The 16146-nt window shown below is 71.7% G+C and carries 13 protein-coding genes, 1 pseudogene and 1 riboswitch; of the genes and pseudogenes, 6 read left to right on the plus strand and 8 right to left on the minus strand.

From position 1 onward, the window contains the following. Positions 1–8: 8 nt before the first annotated feature. The 3 genes from cydB to hisC form a co-directional block, all read right to left on the minus strand. Positions 9–1016, minus strand: a complete 1008-nt coding sequence (gene cydB / locus KBY19_RS00640; RefSeq protein WP_099882728.1) for a cytochrome d ubiquinol oxidase subunit II — start codon at positions 1014–1016, stop codon at positions 9–11. A gap of 29 nt (positions 1017–1045) precedes the next feature. Next, on the minus strand, positions 1046–2581 hold the full coding sequence (locus tag KBY19_RS00645) for a cytochrome ubiquinol oxidase subunit I (RefSeq protein ID WP_099882730.1): 1536 nt from the start codon (positions 2579–2581) through the stop codon (positions 1046–1048). A gap of 171 nt (positions 2582–2752) precedes the next feature. Continuing rightward, positions 2753–3859 carry a histidinol-phosphate transaminase gene (gene hisC, locus KBY19_RS00650; RefSeq protein ID WP_099882732.1) on the minus strand — a complete coding sequence of 369 codons (1107 nt, stop codon included), beginning with the start codon at positions 3857–3859 and terminating at the stop codon, positions 2753–2755. 543 nt (positions 3860–4402) lie between these two features. Here hisC and KBY19_RS00655 point away from each other — a divergent pair. From KBY19_RS00655 to KBY19_RS00665, 3 genes are all read left to right on the plus strand, one after another. Beyond that, positions 4403–5578: a LacI family DNA-binding transcriptional regulator gene (locus KBY19_RS00655; RefSeq protein WP_099882734.1), complete on the plus strand. Its 1176-nt coding sequence runs from the start codon at positions 4403–4405 to the stop codon at positions 5576–5578. Between the two features lie 294 nt (positions 5579–5872). Continuing rightward, positions 5873–7282, plus strand: a complete 1410-nt coding sequence (locus KBY19_RS00660; protein ID WP_247690453.1) for a metallophosphoesterase family protein — start codon at positions 5873–5875, stop codon at positions 7280–7282. 321 nt (positions 7283–7603) lie between these two features. Beyond that, the gene (locus KBY19_RS00665) at positions 7604–8557 is read left to right on the plus strand and encodes a hypothetical protein (protein WP_099882736.1); all 954 of its coding nucleotides are present in this window, start codon (positions 7604–7606) and stop codon (positions 8555–8557) included. Positions 8558–8671: 114 nt separating this feature from the next. On the opposite strand, the gene KBY19_RS00670 is transcribed toward KBY19_RS00665, so the two are convergent. From KBY19_RS00670 to KBY19_RS00685, 4 genes and pseudogenes are all read right to left on the minus strand, one after another. Continuing rightward, positions 8672–9853, minus strand: coding sequence for a cystathionine gamma-lyase (locus KBY19_RS00670; protein ID WP_099886636.1), 1182 nt, complete (start codon positions 9851–9853; stop codon positions 8672–8674). A 55-nt stretch (positions 9854–9908) separates the two neighbouring features. Continuing rightward, positions 9909–10925 (minus strand): fructosamine kinase family protein, encoded by a 1017-nt coding sequence (locus KBY19_RS00675; protein ID WP_210964889.1) that lies wholly within the window; start codon positions 10923–10925, stop codon positions 9909–9911. Further along, positions 10925–11370 (minus strand): annotated as a pseudogene (locus KBY19_RS00680) (low molecular weight protein-tyrosine-phosphatase). The gene KBY19_RS00675 and the pseudogene KBY19_RS00680 overlap by 1 nt, the downstream one beginning before the upstream one ends. Before the next feature lie 54 nt (positions 11371–11424). Then, positions 11425–11802, minus strand: a complete 378-nt coding sequence (locus KBY19_RS00685) for a phage holin family protein (RefSeq protein ID WP_099882742.1) — start codon at positions 11800–11802, stop codon at positions 11425–11427. A gap of 48 nt (positions 11803–11850) precedes the next feature. Between KBY19_RS00685 and KBY19_RS00690 the strand changes: the two genes are divergently transcribed. Next, positions 11851–12168 (plus strand): cupin domain-containing protein, encoded by a 318-nt coding sequence (locus tag KBY19_RS00690; protein WP_185017581.1) that lies wholly within the window; start codon positions 11851–11853, stop codon positions 12166–12168. Between the two features lie 170 nt (positions 12169–12338). Continuing rightward, on the plus strand, positions 12339–12557 hold the full coding sequence (locus tag KBY19_RS00695) for a DUF5326 family protein (protein ID WP_099886637.1): 219 nt from the start codon (positions 12339–12341) through the stop codon (positions 12555–12557). Positions 12558–12620: 63 nt separating this feature from the next. Here the strand turns inward: KBY19_RS00695 and KBY19_RS00700 are convergent, their stop codons facing one another. Further along, positions 12621–14102, minus strand: a complete 1482-nt coding sequence (locus KBY19_RS00700; RefSeq protein WP_210964890.1) for a YibE/F family protein — start codon at positions 14100–14102, stop codon at positions 12621–12623. 71 nt (positions 14103–14173) lie between these two features. Beyond that, positions 14174–14309: riboswitch (TPP riboswitch) on the plus strand. Here KBY19_RS00700 and thiC point away from each other — a divergent pair. After that, positions 14302–16116 (plus strand): phosphomethylpyrimidine synthase ThiC, encoded by a 1815-nt coding sequence (gene thiC, locus KBY19_RS00705; protein WP_210964891.1) that lies wholly within the window; start codon positions 14302–14304, stop codon positions 16114–16116. Its footprint overlaps the riboswitch before it by 8 nt. Positions 16117–16146: the final 30 nt, after the last annotated feature.

Consider the following 16146-nt stretch of genomic DNA (forward strand, 5'->3'; position numbering starts at 1 on the left):
CGCACGGCTCAGTGCCCGCCGGAGGGGGCGAGGTGGTGGGTACCGATGCGCTTACGGAACACCCAGTAGGTCCAGCCCTGGTAGAGCAGGACGACGGGGGTGGCGATGGCCGCGCACCAGGTCATGATCTTCAGCGTGTAGGGGGTGGAGGCCGCGTTGGTGACGGTGAGGCTCCAGTCCTCGTTCAGCGTCGAGGGCATGACGTCGGGGAAGAGGGAGAGGAAGAGCATCGCCACGGCGGCCACGATGGCCAGCCCGGAGAAGGTGAACGACCAGCCCTCGCGGCCCGCGAGGTTGGTGCCGAGCGCGGCGAGCAGCGCCACGGCGGCGACCACCGTCGCCACCAGCGAGGCCGTGTCGCCCCGGTCGGCCTGCGTCCACAGCAGGAAGACGACGGCGAGCACGGCGGCGGCGGCGCCCACTCCGGTGGCCAGCCGGCGGGCGCGGGTCCGGATGTCGCCGAGGGTCTTGAGCGCGGTGAAGACGGCGCCGTGGAAGGTGAAGAGGGTCAGCGTGACCAGGCCGCCCAGCAGCGCGTACGGGCTGAACAGGTCGGTCAGGCCGCCGACGTACTCCATCTCCGCGTCGATCTTGACGCCCCGGACGATGTTGGCGAAGGCCACACCCCACAGGAACGCGGTGATCAGCGACGTCCAGAAGATCGCGTGCTCCCAGTTGCGCTGCCAGCGCTCCTCCGGGCGCTTGGCGCGGTACTCGAAGGCGACACCGCGCACGATCAGACAGACGAGGATGACCAGCAGCGGCAGGTAGAAGCCGGAGAAGAGGGTGGCGTACCACTCGGGGAACGCGGCGAAGGTGGCGCCGCCCGCGCTGAGCAGCCACACCTCGTTGCCGTCCCAGACCGGTCCGATGGTGTTGATCAGTACCCGCCGCTCGGCCCGGTCCCGGGCGAGCAGCTTGGTGAGGATGCCGACCCCGAAGTCGAAGCCCTCCAGGAAGAAGTAGCCGATCCACAGGACGGCTATGACGACGAACCAGACGTCGGTCAGTTGCATTGCTCAGCGCCCCTGTCTGTGGTGAGAGCTCAGTACGAGAAGGCCATCGGCCGGTCTTCGGCGTCGGCATCGGCGCCCGCGGAGCCGCCGCCGATCCGGGTGGGCGGATTGAGGTCGGCCTCGGTCAGCTCGGGCGGCCCGGCCTTGACGTACTTGACCAGCAGCCGGACCTCGATCACGGCGAGCAGCGCGTACAGCGAGGTGAAGACGATGAGGGAGGTGAGGACCTCGCCCTGGGAGACGCTGGGGGAGACGGCGGCCGAGGTGGGCAGTACGCCGTAGACCACCCAGGGCTGACGGCCCGTCTCGGTGAAGATCCAGCCCCACGCGTTGGCGATCAGCGGGAAGCCGAGGGTGAGGACGGACAGCCGCCAGTACCAGGTGCCCAGCCGCGGGTTGAGCTCGCGGTTCCTGGTCAGGGCGAGCCGAGGTATCTCGTCCTCGCCGGTCCGCAGCCGCTCGGCCAGCCACAACCGGCGGCGGGTGAGGTAGAGGCCGACGGCACCGAGCGTGAAGGAGGCCATTCCGAAGCCGATCATCCAGCGGAACGACCAGTAGGCGACGGGGATGTTGGGCCGGTAGTCGTCCAGGCCGGTGTCGGCCTTGTACTTCTCCCGCAGCTGCGCGTTGGTGTCGTTGATGCCGGGGACGGCCTCGTGGAAGTTGTCGTGCGCGAGGAAGGAGAGCACGCCGGGGATCTCGATGGCGACCTTGTTGTGGCCCTTGTCGACGTCGCCGTAGGAGAAGACGGAGAACGGGGCCGGCGCCTGGGTCTCCCACAGCGCCTCGGCCGAGGCCATCTTCATCGGCTGCTGCTCGTACATGATCTTGCCGAGCCGGTCGCCGCTGACGACGGTGAGCAGTCCGGCGGCCACCAGGGTGATCAGCCCGAGCCGCAGCGAACTGCGCATCACGGGTATGTGCTTCTTGCGGAGCAGGTGGTACGCGGATATGCCGACCATGAACGCGGCGCCGGTGAGGAAGGCCGCCGTCATGGTGTGGAAGAACTGCGCCAGCGCGGTGTTCTGGAACAGGATCCCGAAGAAGTCGGTCATCTCGGCACGGCCGGTCTCCTCGTTGATGCGGTAGCCGACCGGGTGCTGCATCCAGGAGTTCGCGGCCAGGATGAAGTACGCCGAGGCGACGGTGCCGAAGGCGACCAGCCAGATCGTCGCCAGGTGCAGCTTCTTCGGCAGCTTGTCCCGGCCGAAGATCCACAGCCCGATGAACGTCGACTCCATGAAGAACGCGATCAGCGCCTCGAAGGCGAGCGGCGCGCCGAATATGTCCCCGACGAAGCGGGAGTAGGCGGACCAGTTCATCCCGAACTGGAACTCCTGCACGATGCCGGTGACCACACCCATGGCGATGTTGATCAAAAAGAGCTTGCCCCAGAATCGGGTCGCCTTGAGGTACTTCTCCTTGTCCGTCCGCACCCACGCCGTCTGGAGCACCGCGGTGAGGGTGGCCAGCGAGATCGTGAGCGGGACGAAGAGGAAGTGGTAGACGGTCGTGATGCCGAACTGCCAGCGCGCCAGTGTCTCCGGCGCCAACGCAAGATTCACGTCGCTCTCTCCTTCAGGCAGCGCCCCCGTTCGGGCGAGCTCTCGTGAATGCGTTCACATTCACAAGACCTAGCGTACGACGCGACGATTTCGGACATGTCAGGGGGTCACCGCGACCGGTGGGCGCCCCGCCCGCCCACGCGGCGGACCGGGCGCCCACGGCCGAAGGGGTCAGACCTCCTTACGGAAGGCCGCTGCGACCTGCAAAAAGATGTCGTTGGCCGCGGTCTCCCCGACGGTCACCCGCACGCCCTCGCCCGCGAAGGGGCGGAGGGTGACGCCGGCCTCCTCCGCGCGCTCCGCGAAGGCCGAGGTGCGCTCCCCCAGCCGCAGCCAGACGAAGTTGGCCTGCGATTCGGGCACCGTCCAGCCCTGGCCCCGCAGCTCGGCGAGCACGCGTGTGCGTTCTTTCACAAGCGCCTCGACCCGCTCCTGCAGTGCGTCCTCGCTGCGCAGCGAGGCGATGGCGGCCTCCTGTGCGAGCTGGCTCACACCGAACGGGACCGCGGTCTTCCGCAGCGCCGCGGCCACCGGCTCGTGGGCGACCGCGAAGCCGACCCGCAGCCCGGCCAGGCCGTACGCCTTGGAGAAGGTCCGCAGCACACACACGTTCGGCCGGTCGCGGTACAGCTCCAGCCCGTCGACCATCTGCTCGTCCCGGACGAACTCGCGGTACGCCTCGTCCAGCACCACCAGCACCTGGTCGGGCACCCGGTCCAAGAAGCGCTCCAGCTCCGCGCCGGGGATGGCGGCACCCGTGGGGTTGTTGGGATTGCAGACGAAGATGAGACGGGTGCGATCGGTGATCGCATCCGCCATCGCGTCCAGATCGTGCGCCTCCAGCTCCGCGCCCCCGGTCAGCGGCACCCGCACCGAGGCCGCACCGGAGATCTGGGTGATGATCGGATAGGCCTCGAAGGAGCGCCAGGCGTAGATCACCTCGTCACCGGGCCCGGCGGTCGCCTGGAGGAGCTGCTGGGCCACACCGACCGAGCCGGTACCGGTCGCCAGATGCGCGGCGGGCACCCCGAAACGCTCGGCCAGCTGTGCGTACAGTTCCGTGCAGGCCAGGTCCGGGTAGCGGTTGAAGGACGCCGCGGCAGACGTCACCGACTCCAGCACCCCGGGCAGCGGCGGGTAGGGGTTCTCGTTCGACGACAGCTTGTAGGAGACGGGACCGCCGGCAGCGGCCGGGCGCCCCGGCTTGTAGCTGGGAATGTCCTCCAGCACCTCGCGCAGCCGCGGGCCACCCGCACTCCGCTCGCTCTTGTCACTCACCGCTGCTCCTCCTCCGTCGTCACCCTGGACCTCGTGCAGCCGCGTACCGCACGCCGCCAATGCTCTTCACCTTATGAGGATTCACCCGCACGGCGTAGAGCCCGACCGGGACGGGACCGCGCCGAACCGGGTGCGGCCTCCCGACGACCGGCGAGCCGGGGGCTCCGGACCCCGGCTCGGAAACCCCGCTCGGCACCTCGCTCCGGACCCCGGCTCGGAACCCCGTTCCGGGCCCCGGGGCGCGCATACGTACGCTCCCGCCACGCGCTCCCATGCACGCGCCTGCGTGCGCCGGGCCGCTCCGCGCGCTGGTGGCGGGCGCGGTGGCGCGCGTCGCTCGTGAAGGTGAGTTGCGACCTGTCCGCCACCTCGCCCCCGCACCGCAGCAGCCCACCCCCCACAGCCCGGCAAACGGTGCACACCCCCTCGCGAGCTGGGGTTTCCATGGTCGTCGGCGCGAGTGGCTCATGCAGAATCGTGCCTCCACCCGGCTCTCGGACGGTCCCCGCCGTCAGCATCCTGCGGGCCTACGATCGGCTCGCCATGACAGCAGCAGAGAAGCAGCAGGCGGGTCGGACATCGGCCTCCGTCCCCCCGTCCGTGGCCGGGAGGTGCCCCTCGCCGCGCGGCGGGGCCCGGCTGAACGGGCGGGCGGGCATCAGGGATGTCGCCGCCGCAGCCGGTGTCTCCATCACGACTGTCTCCGACGCCCTCAATGGAAAGGGCCGCCTCCCGGACGCGACGCGCAGCCACGTCCGCGAGGTCGCAGAGCGGCTGGGCTACCGCCCGTCGGCCGCCGCGCGAACGCTGCGCACGGGAAAATCGGGCCTGATCGGCCTGACCGTGACGACATACGGCGAAGAACCGTTCACCTTCACGGAGTTCGCCTACTTCGCCGAGATGGCGGCCGCCGCCACCTCGGCCGCGCTGGCCCGCGGCTATGCGCTGGTCATCCTGCCCGCACCGGCCCGGCGCGGGCCGGCCGGAGCGGGCGGCCCCGATGTGTGGTCGAACGTCGCGCTCGACGGCACCGTGGTGGTCGACCCCTCGGCCCAGGACCCCATCGTCAGCGAGTTGCTCCGCTCCGGGCTCCCCGTCGTCTCCGACGGCCGCCCCAGCGACTCCCTCCCGGTGGCCGCCTGGGTCGACAACGACCACGAGGCGGCCGTCCGCGGCATCCTCGACCATCTCGCCGCCTCCGGAGCCCGCCGTATCGGGCTGCTGACCGGCACCACCACCGACACCTACACCCGGCTGTCGACCACCGCCTATCTGGACTGGTGCGAGCGGGTGGGCCAGGAACCGGTCTACGAGCGCTACCCCGCACACGACCCGTGCGCGGGCGCCGTCGCCGCCGACCGGTTGCTCGCCAGACCCGACCGCCCCGACGCGGTGTACGGGCTCTTCGACCCCAACGGCACCGATCTGCTGGCCGCGGCGCGCCGCTACGGACTGCGGGTGCCGGAGGACCTGCTGCTGGTGTGCTGCAGCGAGTCCCCCGCCTACGCCACCACGGCCCCGCCCATCACCACGCTGTCGCTGAAGCCCGGCCGGATCGGCACCGCCGTCGTCCAACTGCTGATCGACGTCATCGAGGGTCTGGCCCCGGCACGCCCCGTCCACCGGGTGATGCCCACCGAGCTGATCGTCCGCACGTCCTCCCAACGCGACGGCGCCCGGACGACGGTGAGCGCGCCCCGCGCCCCCACGACCGAGTGAGTGGCGTGGCCGGGCCGCTCCCGAGTGCGGATTCCGTAAGGTACGACAGCGGATGATTCAGGAGGAATTCCCACCTGGACGGGCGCCCTCGCCAAATGCGCGCCCCCAGGTGCGTCACAAGCCGCGACCTGCGTTCCTATGATTGGGGGCACCCCCGGCCGAAGGCCGGGGGAGGACGACACCGGGACCGGCTCCCGATCTGGGGCGGCACCCCGGCCGAAAGACCAGCGACTGGGGCCCCACGGAAGGGGGAGGCCTGCGGTGCACGGCGGCGGCGCGATGGTGGAGGGGTCGATGACTCAGGGGGCCGGTCAGGGACCCGACGTATGGCACGGCGGGACGACGACGCACGGCGCGGGTACCGCACCGGCGTTGTCCGGCGCGGCGCAGGACGCTCCGGTGCCGCTCGGCAGCCGCGTCCCACCGCAGCCGGCCGTGGAGGAAGGACCGAAAGCGGCGCTCACCCGACCGGCCCCGTCCGCCGCCCCGCCGACCGGCGACGGCACACGTGCGTACCCGGGGCGGCGGCCCGACCCGCGCGCGGTCCGCTCGCCGGTCGAGCCGTCGGCGGTACCGGGCGCACCGGCCCCCGCCCACACCGACCCCCGCACCGCGACCGGGCGGACACCGGACGCCTCCGTACCGAACGGCCCCGTACCGAACGGCCCCGTACCGAACGGCCCCGTACCGGGTGGGGACGGGACGGGAGAGCCCGGGAAGGTGGGCTCGGCGGCGGTCGGGGCCGGCCAGGGCGGCCCGCCCGAGGAGTACACGCCGACCGCCCGCGACCTGCCCGTGCTCGGGGCCGTGGCCGCCGCGGGAAGCAGCGAGGGGCCGGAGCCGACGATGGTGGACGTACCGGTGGCGACCGGGGCGGTCAACGACGGGGAGGGACCGCTCTACGTCGTCGGGGACGTACACGGCTACCTCGACGAACTGCGTACGGCGCTCCGCCAGTTCGGGATCATCGACGCGGACGGCCACTGGATCGCGGGCAACGCGCGGCTGTGGTTCCTGGGCGACTTCACCGACCGGGGCCCGGACGGGATCGGCGTCATCGAGCTCGTCATGCAGCTCTCCGCCGAGGCCGCGGCGGCCGGCGGGTACTGCAAGGCGCTGATGGGCAACCACGAGCTGCTGCTGCTCGGCGCGAAGCGGTTCGGGGAGACTCCGGTCAACTCCGGCGCCGGCACGGCCTCGTTCCAGGCCGCCTGGCTGCTCAACGGCGGCCAGCGCAGCGACATGGAGCGGCTGGCCGACCACCATGTGCAGTGGATGTCCCGACTGGACGCCATCGCGCTGGCCGACAACCATCTGCTGGTGCACTCCGACGCGACGTGCTACCTGGACTACGGCGACACGATCGAGGACGTCAACGACGCGATCACCGAGGCCCTCCAGCGCAACGACGCGGAGGAGACCTGGGAGCTGTTCCGCAAGTTCACCAAGCGCTTCGCCTTCCGCGAGGAGACCGCGGGCCCGGCTGCCGTACGGGAGCTGCTGGAGACCTTCGGCGGCAAGCGGATCGTGCACGGGCACAGCCCGATCCCGTATCTGCTGGGCGAGGTCGACAGCGAGGACGGCGAGAGCGCACCCGATGTCACCGGCCCGCACGTGTACGCCGACGGGCTGGCCGTCGCCATGGACGGCGGTGTGACGATGGCCGGAAAGCTCCTCATCGCGCAGCTCCCGCTGGTGCAGTGACCCGCGCCACAGGACGCGGACGCGGCAGCGAGCAGGGCGGCGGGCGGTGTGAAGACGGGGCGTGGGCACCGTGCGGGTGAGGCGCGGACGGGGGCGCGCGGAGCACGGTTCCACACCGCTTCTGATTCGCGCGCGGATAACCGGGCAGGTGTTTTCCCAGAAATGATCGGCTGGGGGGCATCGCTGTAGCGGGTCAATTCTGGAAACTCTCTGTCAGGCAGCGTCCGAACGGCTCTACCATCGGCTTGCCGAGGCGAGTTGTCCGCCTGCTGACCTGCCCCGCCCTCGACCGGCCGCCTGGGCCCTACGGAGCATCGGGGGATGCACATGAACAGCGCTCCGCACCTGCTGCGCGAGGACCGGCCCGAGTTCGAGCGGGTCCTCGACGAGGCACTGCGAACCGCCCATCGCCGCCCCGACCTGGCGGCCGTCGGGCAACGGCTGAACGCCGAGCAGTTGCGCACGATGGCGCTCAGCGCCGCGACCGCGATAGCTGCCTGCGCCGAGGCCGAGTACCAGCACTTCGTACGGCTGCGCGAGGAGCTGCGCCGCCCGGAGAACGCCCCTTCCGTCTCGGGCGCCGGCGCGCACGGCGGCTCCGGGAACGGGAACGGCGCCGCCGAGGTGCGCGGTCCTGGCCAGGGCGGCAGCAGCGTCAGCGAGAAGCTGGTCGGCGCGATGGGCGGCGAGACCCTCGCCGAGGCGTCCGGCGCCGGGCTGGTCGCGGTCGTCTCGGTGCTCGCCCCTGTGCTGGCGGCCACGGCCGCCGTCATCTTCCTGCTGCTGGGGTACGCGCTGCGGCTGCTCTCCCCCGAACCCGCCGTCGCGGGCCCGATCCGCAGCGCGGGCTGGGTGTTCGCCGCGTTCGCGGCGGCCGGGATCCTGGTGGCCATGGCCGGCCTGCTGTTCGCGGCGCTGCGCAACGGCGCCAGTTCCATCCGGGCCCCGGGCCCAGGTGGGCGCCGCGGCGCTCCGGGCGGCAGCCGCCTGGCGGAAGAGGTGGCGCTGGCCCGCGCCGCCTGGCGGGAGGCGCTGCTGGAGCGCGGCATCGTGCCGTTCCTCCAGGAGGCGCTGGCCGATCCGAACGGCCCGGAGCGGGCCCCGACGGCCTATGTCTCACGGACACCGGGCAGTCGGCTGGGCTACTCGCACCCCGGGTTCTCCAGCCGTCCCGCCTCCGAGACGACGGAAGAGGCGCACTCCCGTCCCCCGCGCTTCTCCAGCCCCGACTACTCCAGCCCCGAGTACGGCGGCCCGGAGACCCCCACGGCCTAGCCGTACCGCCCTGCCGGCCGTACCGCCCTGGCGCGGGGTCGCACCGGCCTCGGCCTGGCGGGGCACCGGCTGCTCGCCCGGCCGCCCCGGTCGGCTCAGCCGGTCCCGGTCGGCTCAGCCGGCAGCCTCGTCCAGGGCACGGCGGATGTCCGTCACCAGGTCCGCGCTGTCCTCCACACCGACCGACATCCGGACGAAGCCGTCCGGCACCGCGTCGCCGCCCCAGCGGCCGCGGCGTTCAGCGGTGGAGCGGACCCCGCCGAAGCTGGTGGCGTCGCTCACCAGCCGCAGCCGGGCCAGGAACCGGTTGGCGTACGCCTGGTCGGGCAGGGTGAAGGAGACGACACAGCCGTAGCGGCTCATCTGACGGGCCGCCAGTGGGTGTGCGGGGTCGCCGGGCAGCCCCGGGTGGCGGACGTCGCGCACCTCCGGGCGGGCGCCGAGCGCCTCGGCGACGGCCAGCGCGTTGCCCGCCTGGCGCTGGGTACGGACATCGAGCGTCGCCAGCGAACGGTGCGCCAGCCACGCCTCCATCGGCCCGGGAATCGCGCCGACCGTCTTGCGCCAGGCGCGTGCCGCCGCCGCGACCTGGGCGTTACGGGTGGCGACGTAGCCGAGGAGCACATCGCCGTGCCCGGTCAGCGCCTTGGTGCCGCTGGCCACCGAGATGTCGGCGCCCAGCAGGAGGGGGCGCTGCCCGAGCGGGGTGGCCAGGGTGTTGTCGACCGCCACCAGCGCGCCCCGCTCATGTGCCGCGCCCGCCAACTCGCGGATGTCGCACACGTCGAGCCCCGGGTTGGAGGGCGTCTCCAGCCACAGCAGGCTCGCCCCGTCCAGCTCGGCGCGCTGGGCGCCGCCACCCGTCGGCGCCGTCCGCACCTGCACACCGAAGCCCTCCAGCCGCTCGTGGAGCGCGGCCAGCAGGTTGTAGCCGTCCGAGGGCAGCACCACCGTCTGGCCCGGCCGGACCTGGGAGAGCAGCACCGCGGAGATCGCGCCCATCCCGGAGGAGAAAGCGATCACCTCGGCGTCCGGATCGCCCGGCGCCTCCAGTTCGGCCAGCGCCGCCTCCAGCCGCGACCAGGTCGGGTTGGCGTCCCGCCCGTAGGAGTACGGCGCCCCTTCCACCTCGCCGGGCAGGTGGTAGTGGGCGGCGAAGACCGGGCCGGGCAGCGGCGGCTCGTACGGCTCCTCGGCGGGCAGCCCGGCACGTACCACGCGGGTGCCGTCGGCGTCGTTCGCCGGCCCGTAGTCGTGCCGGGGACCGGTCAGTGGCGGATCGTCCGATGCGGTCATGCTGTCTCCCACAGTGTGTGCCGGGTCTTCGACGGCAGCGACACGGTTGTTCTGCTCACCCGAGGGCGGCGCGCGCGGCGGCACCGCTCTGCGCACCGTAACCCCCACCGAAGAGCACGGCATGGACGAGGAGGTGCTGGAGCTGGTGCAGCGGTACGCGGGCCTGGCGGCCGGGCAGCGGGCGTACCTCCTCGTACGCGGCGAGGACGCGGGGCAGTTCGGGGCAGCCGAACAGTTGGAGCATCGCCAGGTCCGTCTCGGGGTGACCGCCCTGTGCCGCCGGGTCGATCAGCACGGCCCGGCCGTCCGCCGACCAGTGCACATTCCCCGACCACAGGTCGCCGTGGATGACGGCGGGCGGTTGCGGAGGGCCCATGACCGCCTCGTCGTCCAGCCGCTCGCACAGCCGCTCGATGTCCCGCGCGTCCCTCGGCCCGATGTGGGCGCTGTCCACGGCGGCGCGCAGCAGCGGCAGCAGCCGGTGCTCGGCGTGGAAGCGGGGCCAGGCTGCCGGGTCGGCGACCGGCCCGGGCGGCGAGGTCAGCGGCAGCGGCCCGAGGTAGCAGGGCTCGCCGGGGGTGCCCCAGGACGGGGCCGGGCTCTCGTGCAGCGCGGCCAGCTGGCGGCCGAACCGTTCGGCGGCGGACCGGTCGGGGGCGCCCGGCTCCACCCACTGCAGGACGAGCACGTCCCGCTCGGCCGCGTACACCTGGGGAACGTGGACGGCTCCGGTGGCGCGCAGCCGCGCGAGCCCGGCGGCCTCGGCGGCGAAGAAGTCGGCGGGCGCGGCGTCCAGCGCCTTGGCGAAGACGACACCGGGCGGGTCCTGGCCCGCGGGAGCGGCGCCTCGGGCACCGCCCGCACCGGCCACGCCGCCGACGCCGCCCGCGCCGCCCGGTGCGTCGGCCGGGTCGTGGGACAGCAGTACCTGGTACGCGTCGCAGATCGAGCCGCCGCCGACCGGGGTGGCGGCCCGTGCCGGGAGGCCGAGCAGTTCGGCCGTGCGGGCGACGGGCCGTGGCGGTCCGGCGGTGGCCCCATCGCCGGCCCCGGCCTCGGCCGCCCCGCCCATCAGCCCGCCTCCCGGGCCGCGACGGCGGCCGAGACCTCCGACAGCAGCCCCGGGGCGGCGGCCTCCACCATGGCCAGGCACACCTCGAAGCCGGCCGCGCCGCCGTAGTAGGGATCGGGCACGCTCAGCTCGTCCGGGTCGGCCTCGGGGTCGTAGGAGCGCAGCAGCCGCACCTTCGCGGCCTCGACCGTGTTGCGCGCCATGGCCCGCAGTTCGGCGGCGTGGCCCTCGTCGAGCGCGACGACGAGATCGTGCCGGTCGAACCAGTCCGGCTCGAACAGGCGCGCGATGTGGCGGAGCGGGTAACCGGCGGTGTCCAGCACGGCGGCCGTACGGGGATCGGCCGGGTCGCCCAGGTGCCAGCTCCCGGTGCCGGCGCTGCTGACCTCACCAGCCCGTCCAGACCCGCGTCCCGCACCTGCGCGCGGAAGACGGCCTCGGCCATGGGGGAGCGGCAGATGTTGCCCGTACACACGAAGCACACGTGGTACACGCGCCGTCAGTCCCGGTCCCGGTCGAGTGCCATGTGCAGGGCCCAGGCGACGATCGAGATGATCAGGCCGCCGAGGAAGGCGGTACCGAAGCCGTCCACGTGGAAGCTCACGTCCAGCTTGTCCGCGACCCAGGAGGTCAGCATCAGCATCAGCGCGTTGATCACCAGGGTGAACAGCCCGAGCGTGAGCACCAGCAGCGGTAGCGAGAGCAGCTTCACGATCGGCTTGACCACGACGTTGACGACGCCGAAGATCAGGGCGACGACCAGCAGGGTCAGCGCCTTCTCACCTCCGGAGCCACCGGTCAGCTCGATATCGCTGAGCAGCCAGGTCGCCACGGCAAGGGCTGCTGCGTTGGCCAGCGTCTTGATGAGGAAGTTCATACTCAGATCGTTGCAGAACAGGCGCCCGGTCAGGGAGAGGGGACAGCGGTGAAGGCATTCCGGCTGGAGGAACTGGAGGCGGAGCGCGCCGTGAACGACGGCGCGTACCTGCGGTTCCTGCACGAGCGCAACATGTCGGCCGGCCTCTACGCACTGGACGCGGGCGCCGCCGACCGGCAGCAGCCGCACGCCCAGGACGAGATCTACTTCGTCGTCAGCGGGCGCGGCTCGATCACCGTCGGGGAGGAGACCACGCACGTGGCGCGGGGCAGCGTCGTCTACGTACCGGCCGGGGTGGCGCACAAGTTCCACCACATCTCCGAGGACCTGCGCGTCCTGGTGGTCTTCTCGCCCCCCGAGGGCTGAGCCGGCTCACGCGCGGCGCGCTCCGTGCTCCCCCGGCCGTCAGGGTCGCCTCAGGGTCGGTTTCAGGGGAGGACCGGGGCCCGGGCCGCCCCGTCGGCTTGCGGTGCGGCCTAGCATCGGGGCCAGAGGGCACAAAGCCTTCAAAACTCTTCGATACGGAGTACACAGTCATGGACGCGAAAGGCACCCTCTCCGGCCTGCCGTGGTGGGTCACATGGATCGTGATACCGGTGATCGCGCTGGTCGTCTTCGGCGGCCTGATCGCCAGCGTGGTCGGCTTCCTGGTCGGTCTGCTGTTCAAGGTGCTGGTCTTCGTCGCCCTGGTCGGCGGCGTCGTCTACCTCGTCCGCCGCTTCAAGGCCGGCGCCTCCGGCCGCAGCGATTGGTGACCCCCTCGCGCCCCGCGCCGCCCCTCCTGTCCGCGGCAGGCGGCGCGGGCCCGGAGTAACCCCTCACTTCGGCTTGCGGCGCCTGCCGCGGGCACCGATGGCCGGGCGGCGAGCCGCTGCCGGGCCGCCGGAGGAGGGAGCCGGGATGCTCGGCGGGGGGCCGGGCGGGGCACCGGGCGGGGCACCACCCTCCACACGCGGGGCGGCCTGTTGGGGACGGCTCCGGTCGGCCGAGACGACCAGCGCGGCCAGCAGGGTGGTGACCGGAACCGAGGCCACCAGGCCGATCGAGCCGACGAGCGTACGGATGATCTCCTCGGCGACCACCTCACTCGTGGCGACCATCGTCACATCGCTGCGCGCGATGGAGAACAGCAGCAGCAGCGGCAGCGCCGCACCCGCGTAGGCCAGTACCAGAGTGTTGACCACGGACGCGATGTGATCGCGCCCGATCCGCATGGCGGAGCGGTAGATCCGCCGCCAGCTCGCCCCCGGATCGGCCTCCCGCAGTTCCCAGACGGCCGACGTCTGGGTGACCGTCACATCGTCGAGCACGCCGAGCGAGCCGATCAGCACACCCGCCAGCAGCAGCCCCCGGATCTCGATGCCGGGGTACAGCCCGTGCACCAGGCTGGTCTGATCGTCGGTGTTTCCCGTCAGTTGCGCCCAGCCGATGAACAGCGAGCCGAGCACCCCGATCAGCAGCAGCGACACCAGGGTCCCCAGCACCGCCACCGAGGTACGGGCCGACAGGCCGTGGCACAGATACAGCGTGGCCAGCATGATGGCGCTGCCCCCGACCACCGCGACCACCAGCGGATTGGAGCCCTGCAGTATCGCGGGCAGGATGAACAGCGTCAGTACGGCGAAGCTGATGATCAGGCCCACCAGCGCCAGCACCCCGCGCAGCCGGCCCACCAGCACCACCACGAGCGCGAAGACGCCGGCGAGCAGCACCATCGGCAGATCGCGGTCGGTGTCGACAACGCTGTACTGGAGCTTGCGCGGCGCTTTCTCGGAGTACCCGACGACGACGCCCTGACCGACGGAGTAGGTGCGGGTGGAGTCCGGCGGCACCACCTCGGTGAAGGTATGGCCCTTGTCCTTGCCCTCGGTGACCTCCACCGTCGCTTTGTGGCACGGCCCGTGCTCGCCGTCCTGCGGTGTGCCCCCCGGGGACTGCGTGCCACCGCCCGAGGAGGGGGGTGGTTGCTGGACGTTGACCTTGTCGCAGTCCACCTCCGCCAGTTCCACGACCTTCGCGTCGAAGGTCGGCCGGTCGAAACCGACACCGGAGTGGTCGTGTCCGTGGCCCGGGGCGCCTCCCGGCCACAGCACCACCAGCCCCGTCAACACCGCCACCGCGAACGGCACGAGCACGGCCGCGATGACCTTCCGCAGATGGCGGGACACGGGCGCGGCGGGCCCGTGTGCGTGGGCATGCGAGTGGCCATGGGCCTGCGAGTGGCCATGGGCCTGCGGGTGTCCGGGGCCGGCGGCGGGGCCGGACTCAGGCGCGGCATCGGCGGAGTCGGAGTGGGTCACCGCCCGATCATCGCAAGAACGGCCGTGCGGGGTGTTCAGTGCGGGCCGTGTGCCGTTAGCGTAGAGACGCCTTTGCACATCGCGGGAGCTCCGAGCACGGGGCTGAGAGGGCGCTGACCTCCGTGGAAGGAACCACGGAAACGGCTGCGCCGACCGCCGAACCTGTTACCGGGTAATGCCGGCGTAGGGAGTGGGTCTCATGACCACGCAGGATGCACACGCGCGCGCCGACAACGCGTCGGACACCGGGGCCGAGAAGGCCATCGGCTCGCACAAGGGATATCTGCAAGGAACGCGCCCGGACATCCGGGTCCCCGTCCGACGGGTGCATCTCACCAACGGCACGGACGTGACGCTCTACGACACCTCCGGGCCGTACACCGACCCCGACATCGAAACCGACGTGCGCCGCGGACTGGCACCGCTGCGCGAGAACTGGATCGTCCAGAGGGGAGACACCGAGGAGTACGCGGGCCGGGAGCTGCGGCCCGAGGACGACGGCATCAAGCACACCAGCCCGCGCGGCGGACTGGTCCGCGGCAACCAGGCCGATCTGGCGGGCCTGGACGCGGTCTTCCCGGGCCGTCCGCGCCAGCCGCGCCGCGGCCGGGCCGGTACGGCCGTCACCCAACTCGCGTACGCCAAGCGGGGCGAGATCACCGCGGAGATGGAGTACGTCGCCCTCCGCGAGAACCTCACCCCCGAGTTCGTCCGGGACGAGATCGCCGCGGGCCGCGCCGTACTGCCCGCCAATGTGAACCACCCGGAGACCGAGCCGATGATCATCGGGAAGAACTTCCTGGTGAAGGTGAACGCCAACATCGGCAACTCCGCCGTCACCTCCTCCATCGAGGAGGAGGTCGAGAAGATGACGTGGGCGACCCGGTGGGGCGCCGACACCGTGATGGACCTCTCGACCGGCCGCAACATCCACACCACCCGCGAGTGGGTGCTGCGCAACTCCCCCGTCCCCATCGGCACGGTGCCGCTCTACCAGGCGCTGGAGAAGGTGGACGGCAAGGCGGAGGAGCTGTCCTGGGAGGTGTACAAGGACACCGTCGTCGAGCAGTGCGAACAGGGCGTCGACTACATGACGGTGCACGCCGGTGTGCTGCTGCGCTACGTCCCGCTGACGGCGCGCCGCAAGACCGGCATCGTCTCGCGCGGCGGCTCCATCATGGCGGCCTGGTGCCTGGCGCACCACAAGGAGAGCTTCCTGTACGAGCACTTCAGCGAGTTGTGCGAGATCCTGCGCGCGTACGACGTGACGTTCTCGCTCGGTGACGGGCTGCGGCCCGGCTCGATCGCGGACGCCAACGACACCGCGCAGATGGCCGAGTTGGACACCCTGGGCGAGCTGAACCGGATCGCCAAGGCGCACGACGTGCAGACCATGATCGAAGGCCCGGGCCATGTACCCATGCACAAGATCAAGGAGAACGTCGACCGCCAGCAGGAGGTCTGCGAGGAGGCCCCGTTCTACACACTGGGCCCCCTCACCACGGACATCGCCCCCGCCTACGACCACATCACCAGCGGCATCGGCGCGGCGATGATCGGCTGGTGGGGCACGGCGATGCTCTGCTACGTCACCCCGAAGGAACATCTGGGGCTGCCGGACAAGGACGATGTGAAGACCGGCGTGATCACCTACAAGATCGCCGCCCACGCCGCCGATGTGGCCAAGGGCCACCCGGGGGCGCAGGACTGGGACGACGCCCTGTCCGACGCCCGCTTCGAGTTCCGCTGGGAGGACCAGTTCAACCTGGCCCTCGATCCGGAAACGGCCCGCTCCTTCCACGACGAGACGCTGCCGGCCGAGCCGGCCAAGACCGCGCACTTCTGCTCCATGTGCGGCCCGAAGTTCTGCAGCATGAAGATCAGCAGAAGCATCACAGAGCAGTTCGGCGGTGAAGAGGGCGCGTCCGCCGAGGAAATCGAGGCGGGGATGCTGGAGAAGTCGAGGGAGTTCGCGGCGAGTGGGAACCGGGTGTACCTGCCCATCGCGGACTGATCCAGTCGCGTCGCCAGGCAAAGCGGCCCC

Origin of the sequence: Streptomyces sp. B15 (assembly GCF_018070605.1) — a bacterium.
In the GTDB taxonomy this organism is placed as follows: Bacteria; Actinomycetota; Actinomycetes; order Streptomycetales; family Streptomycetaceae; genus Streptomyces; species Streptomyces smyrnaeus.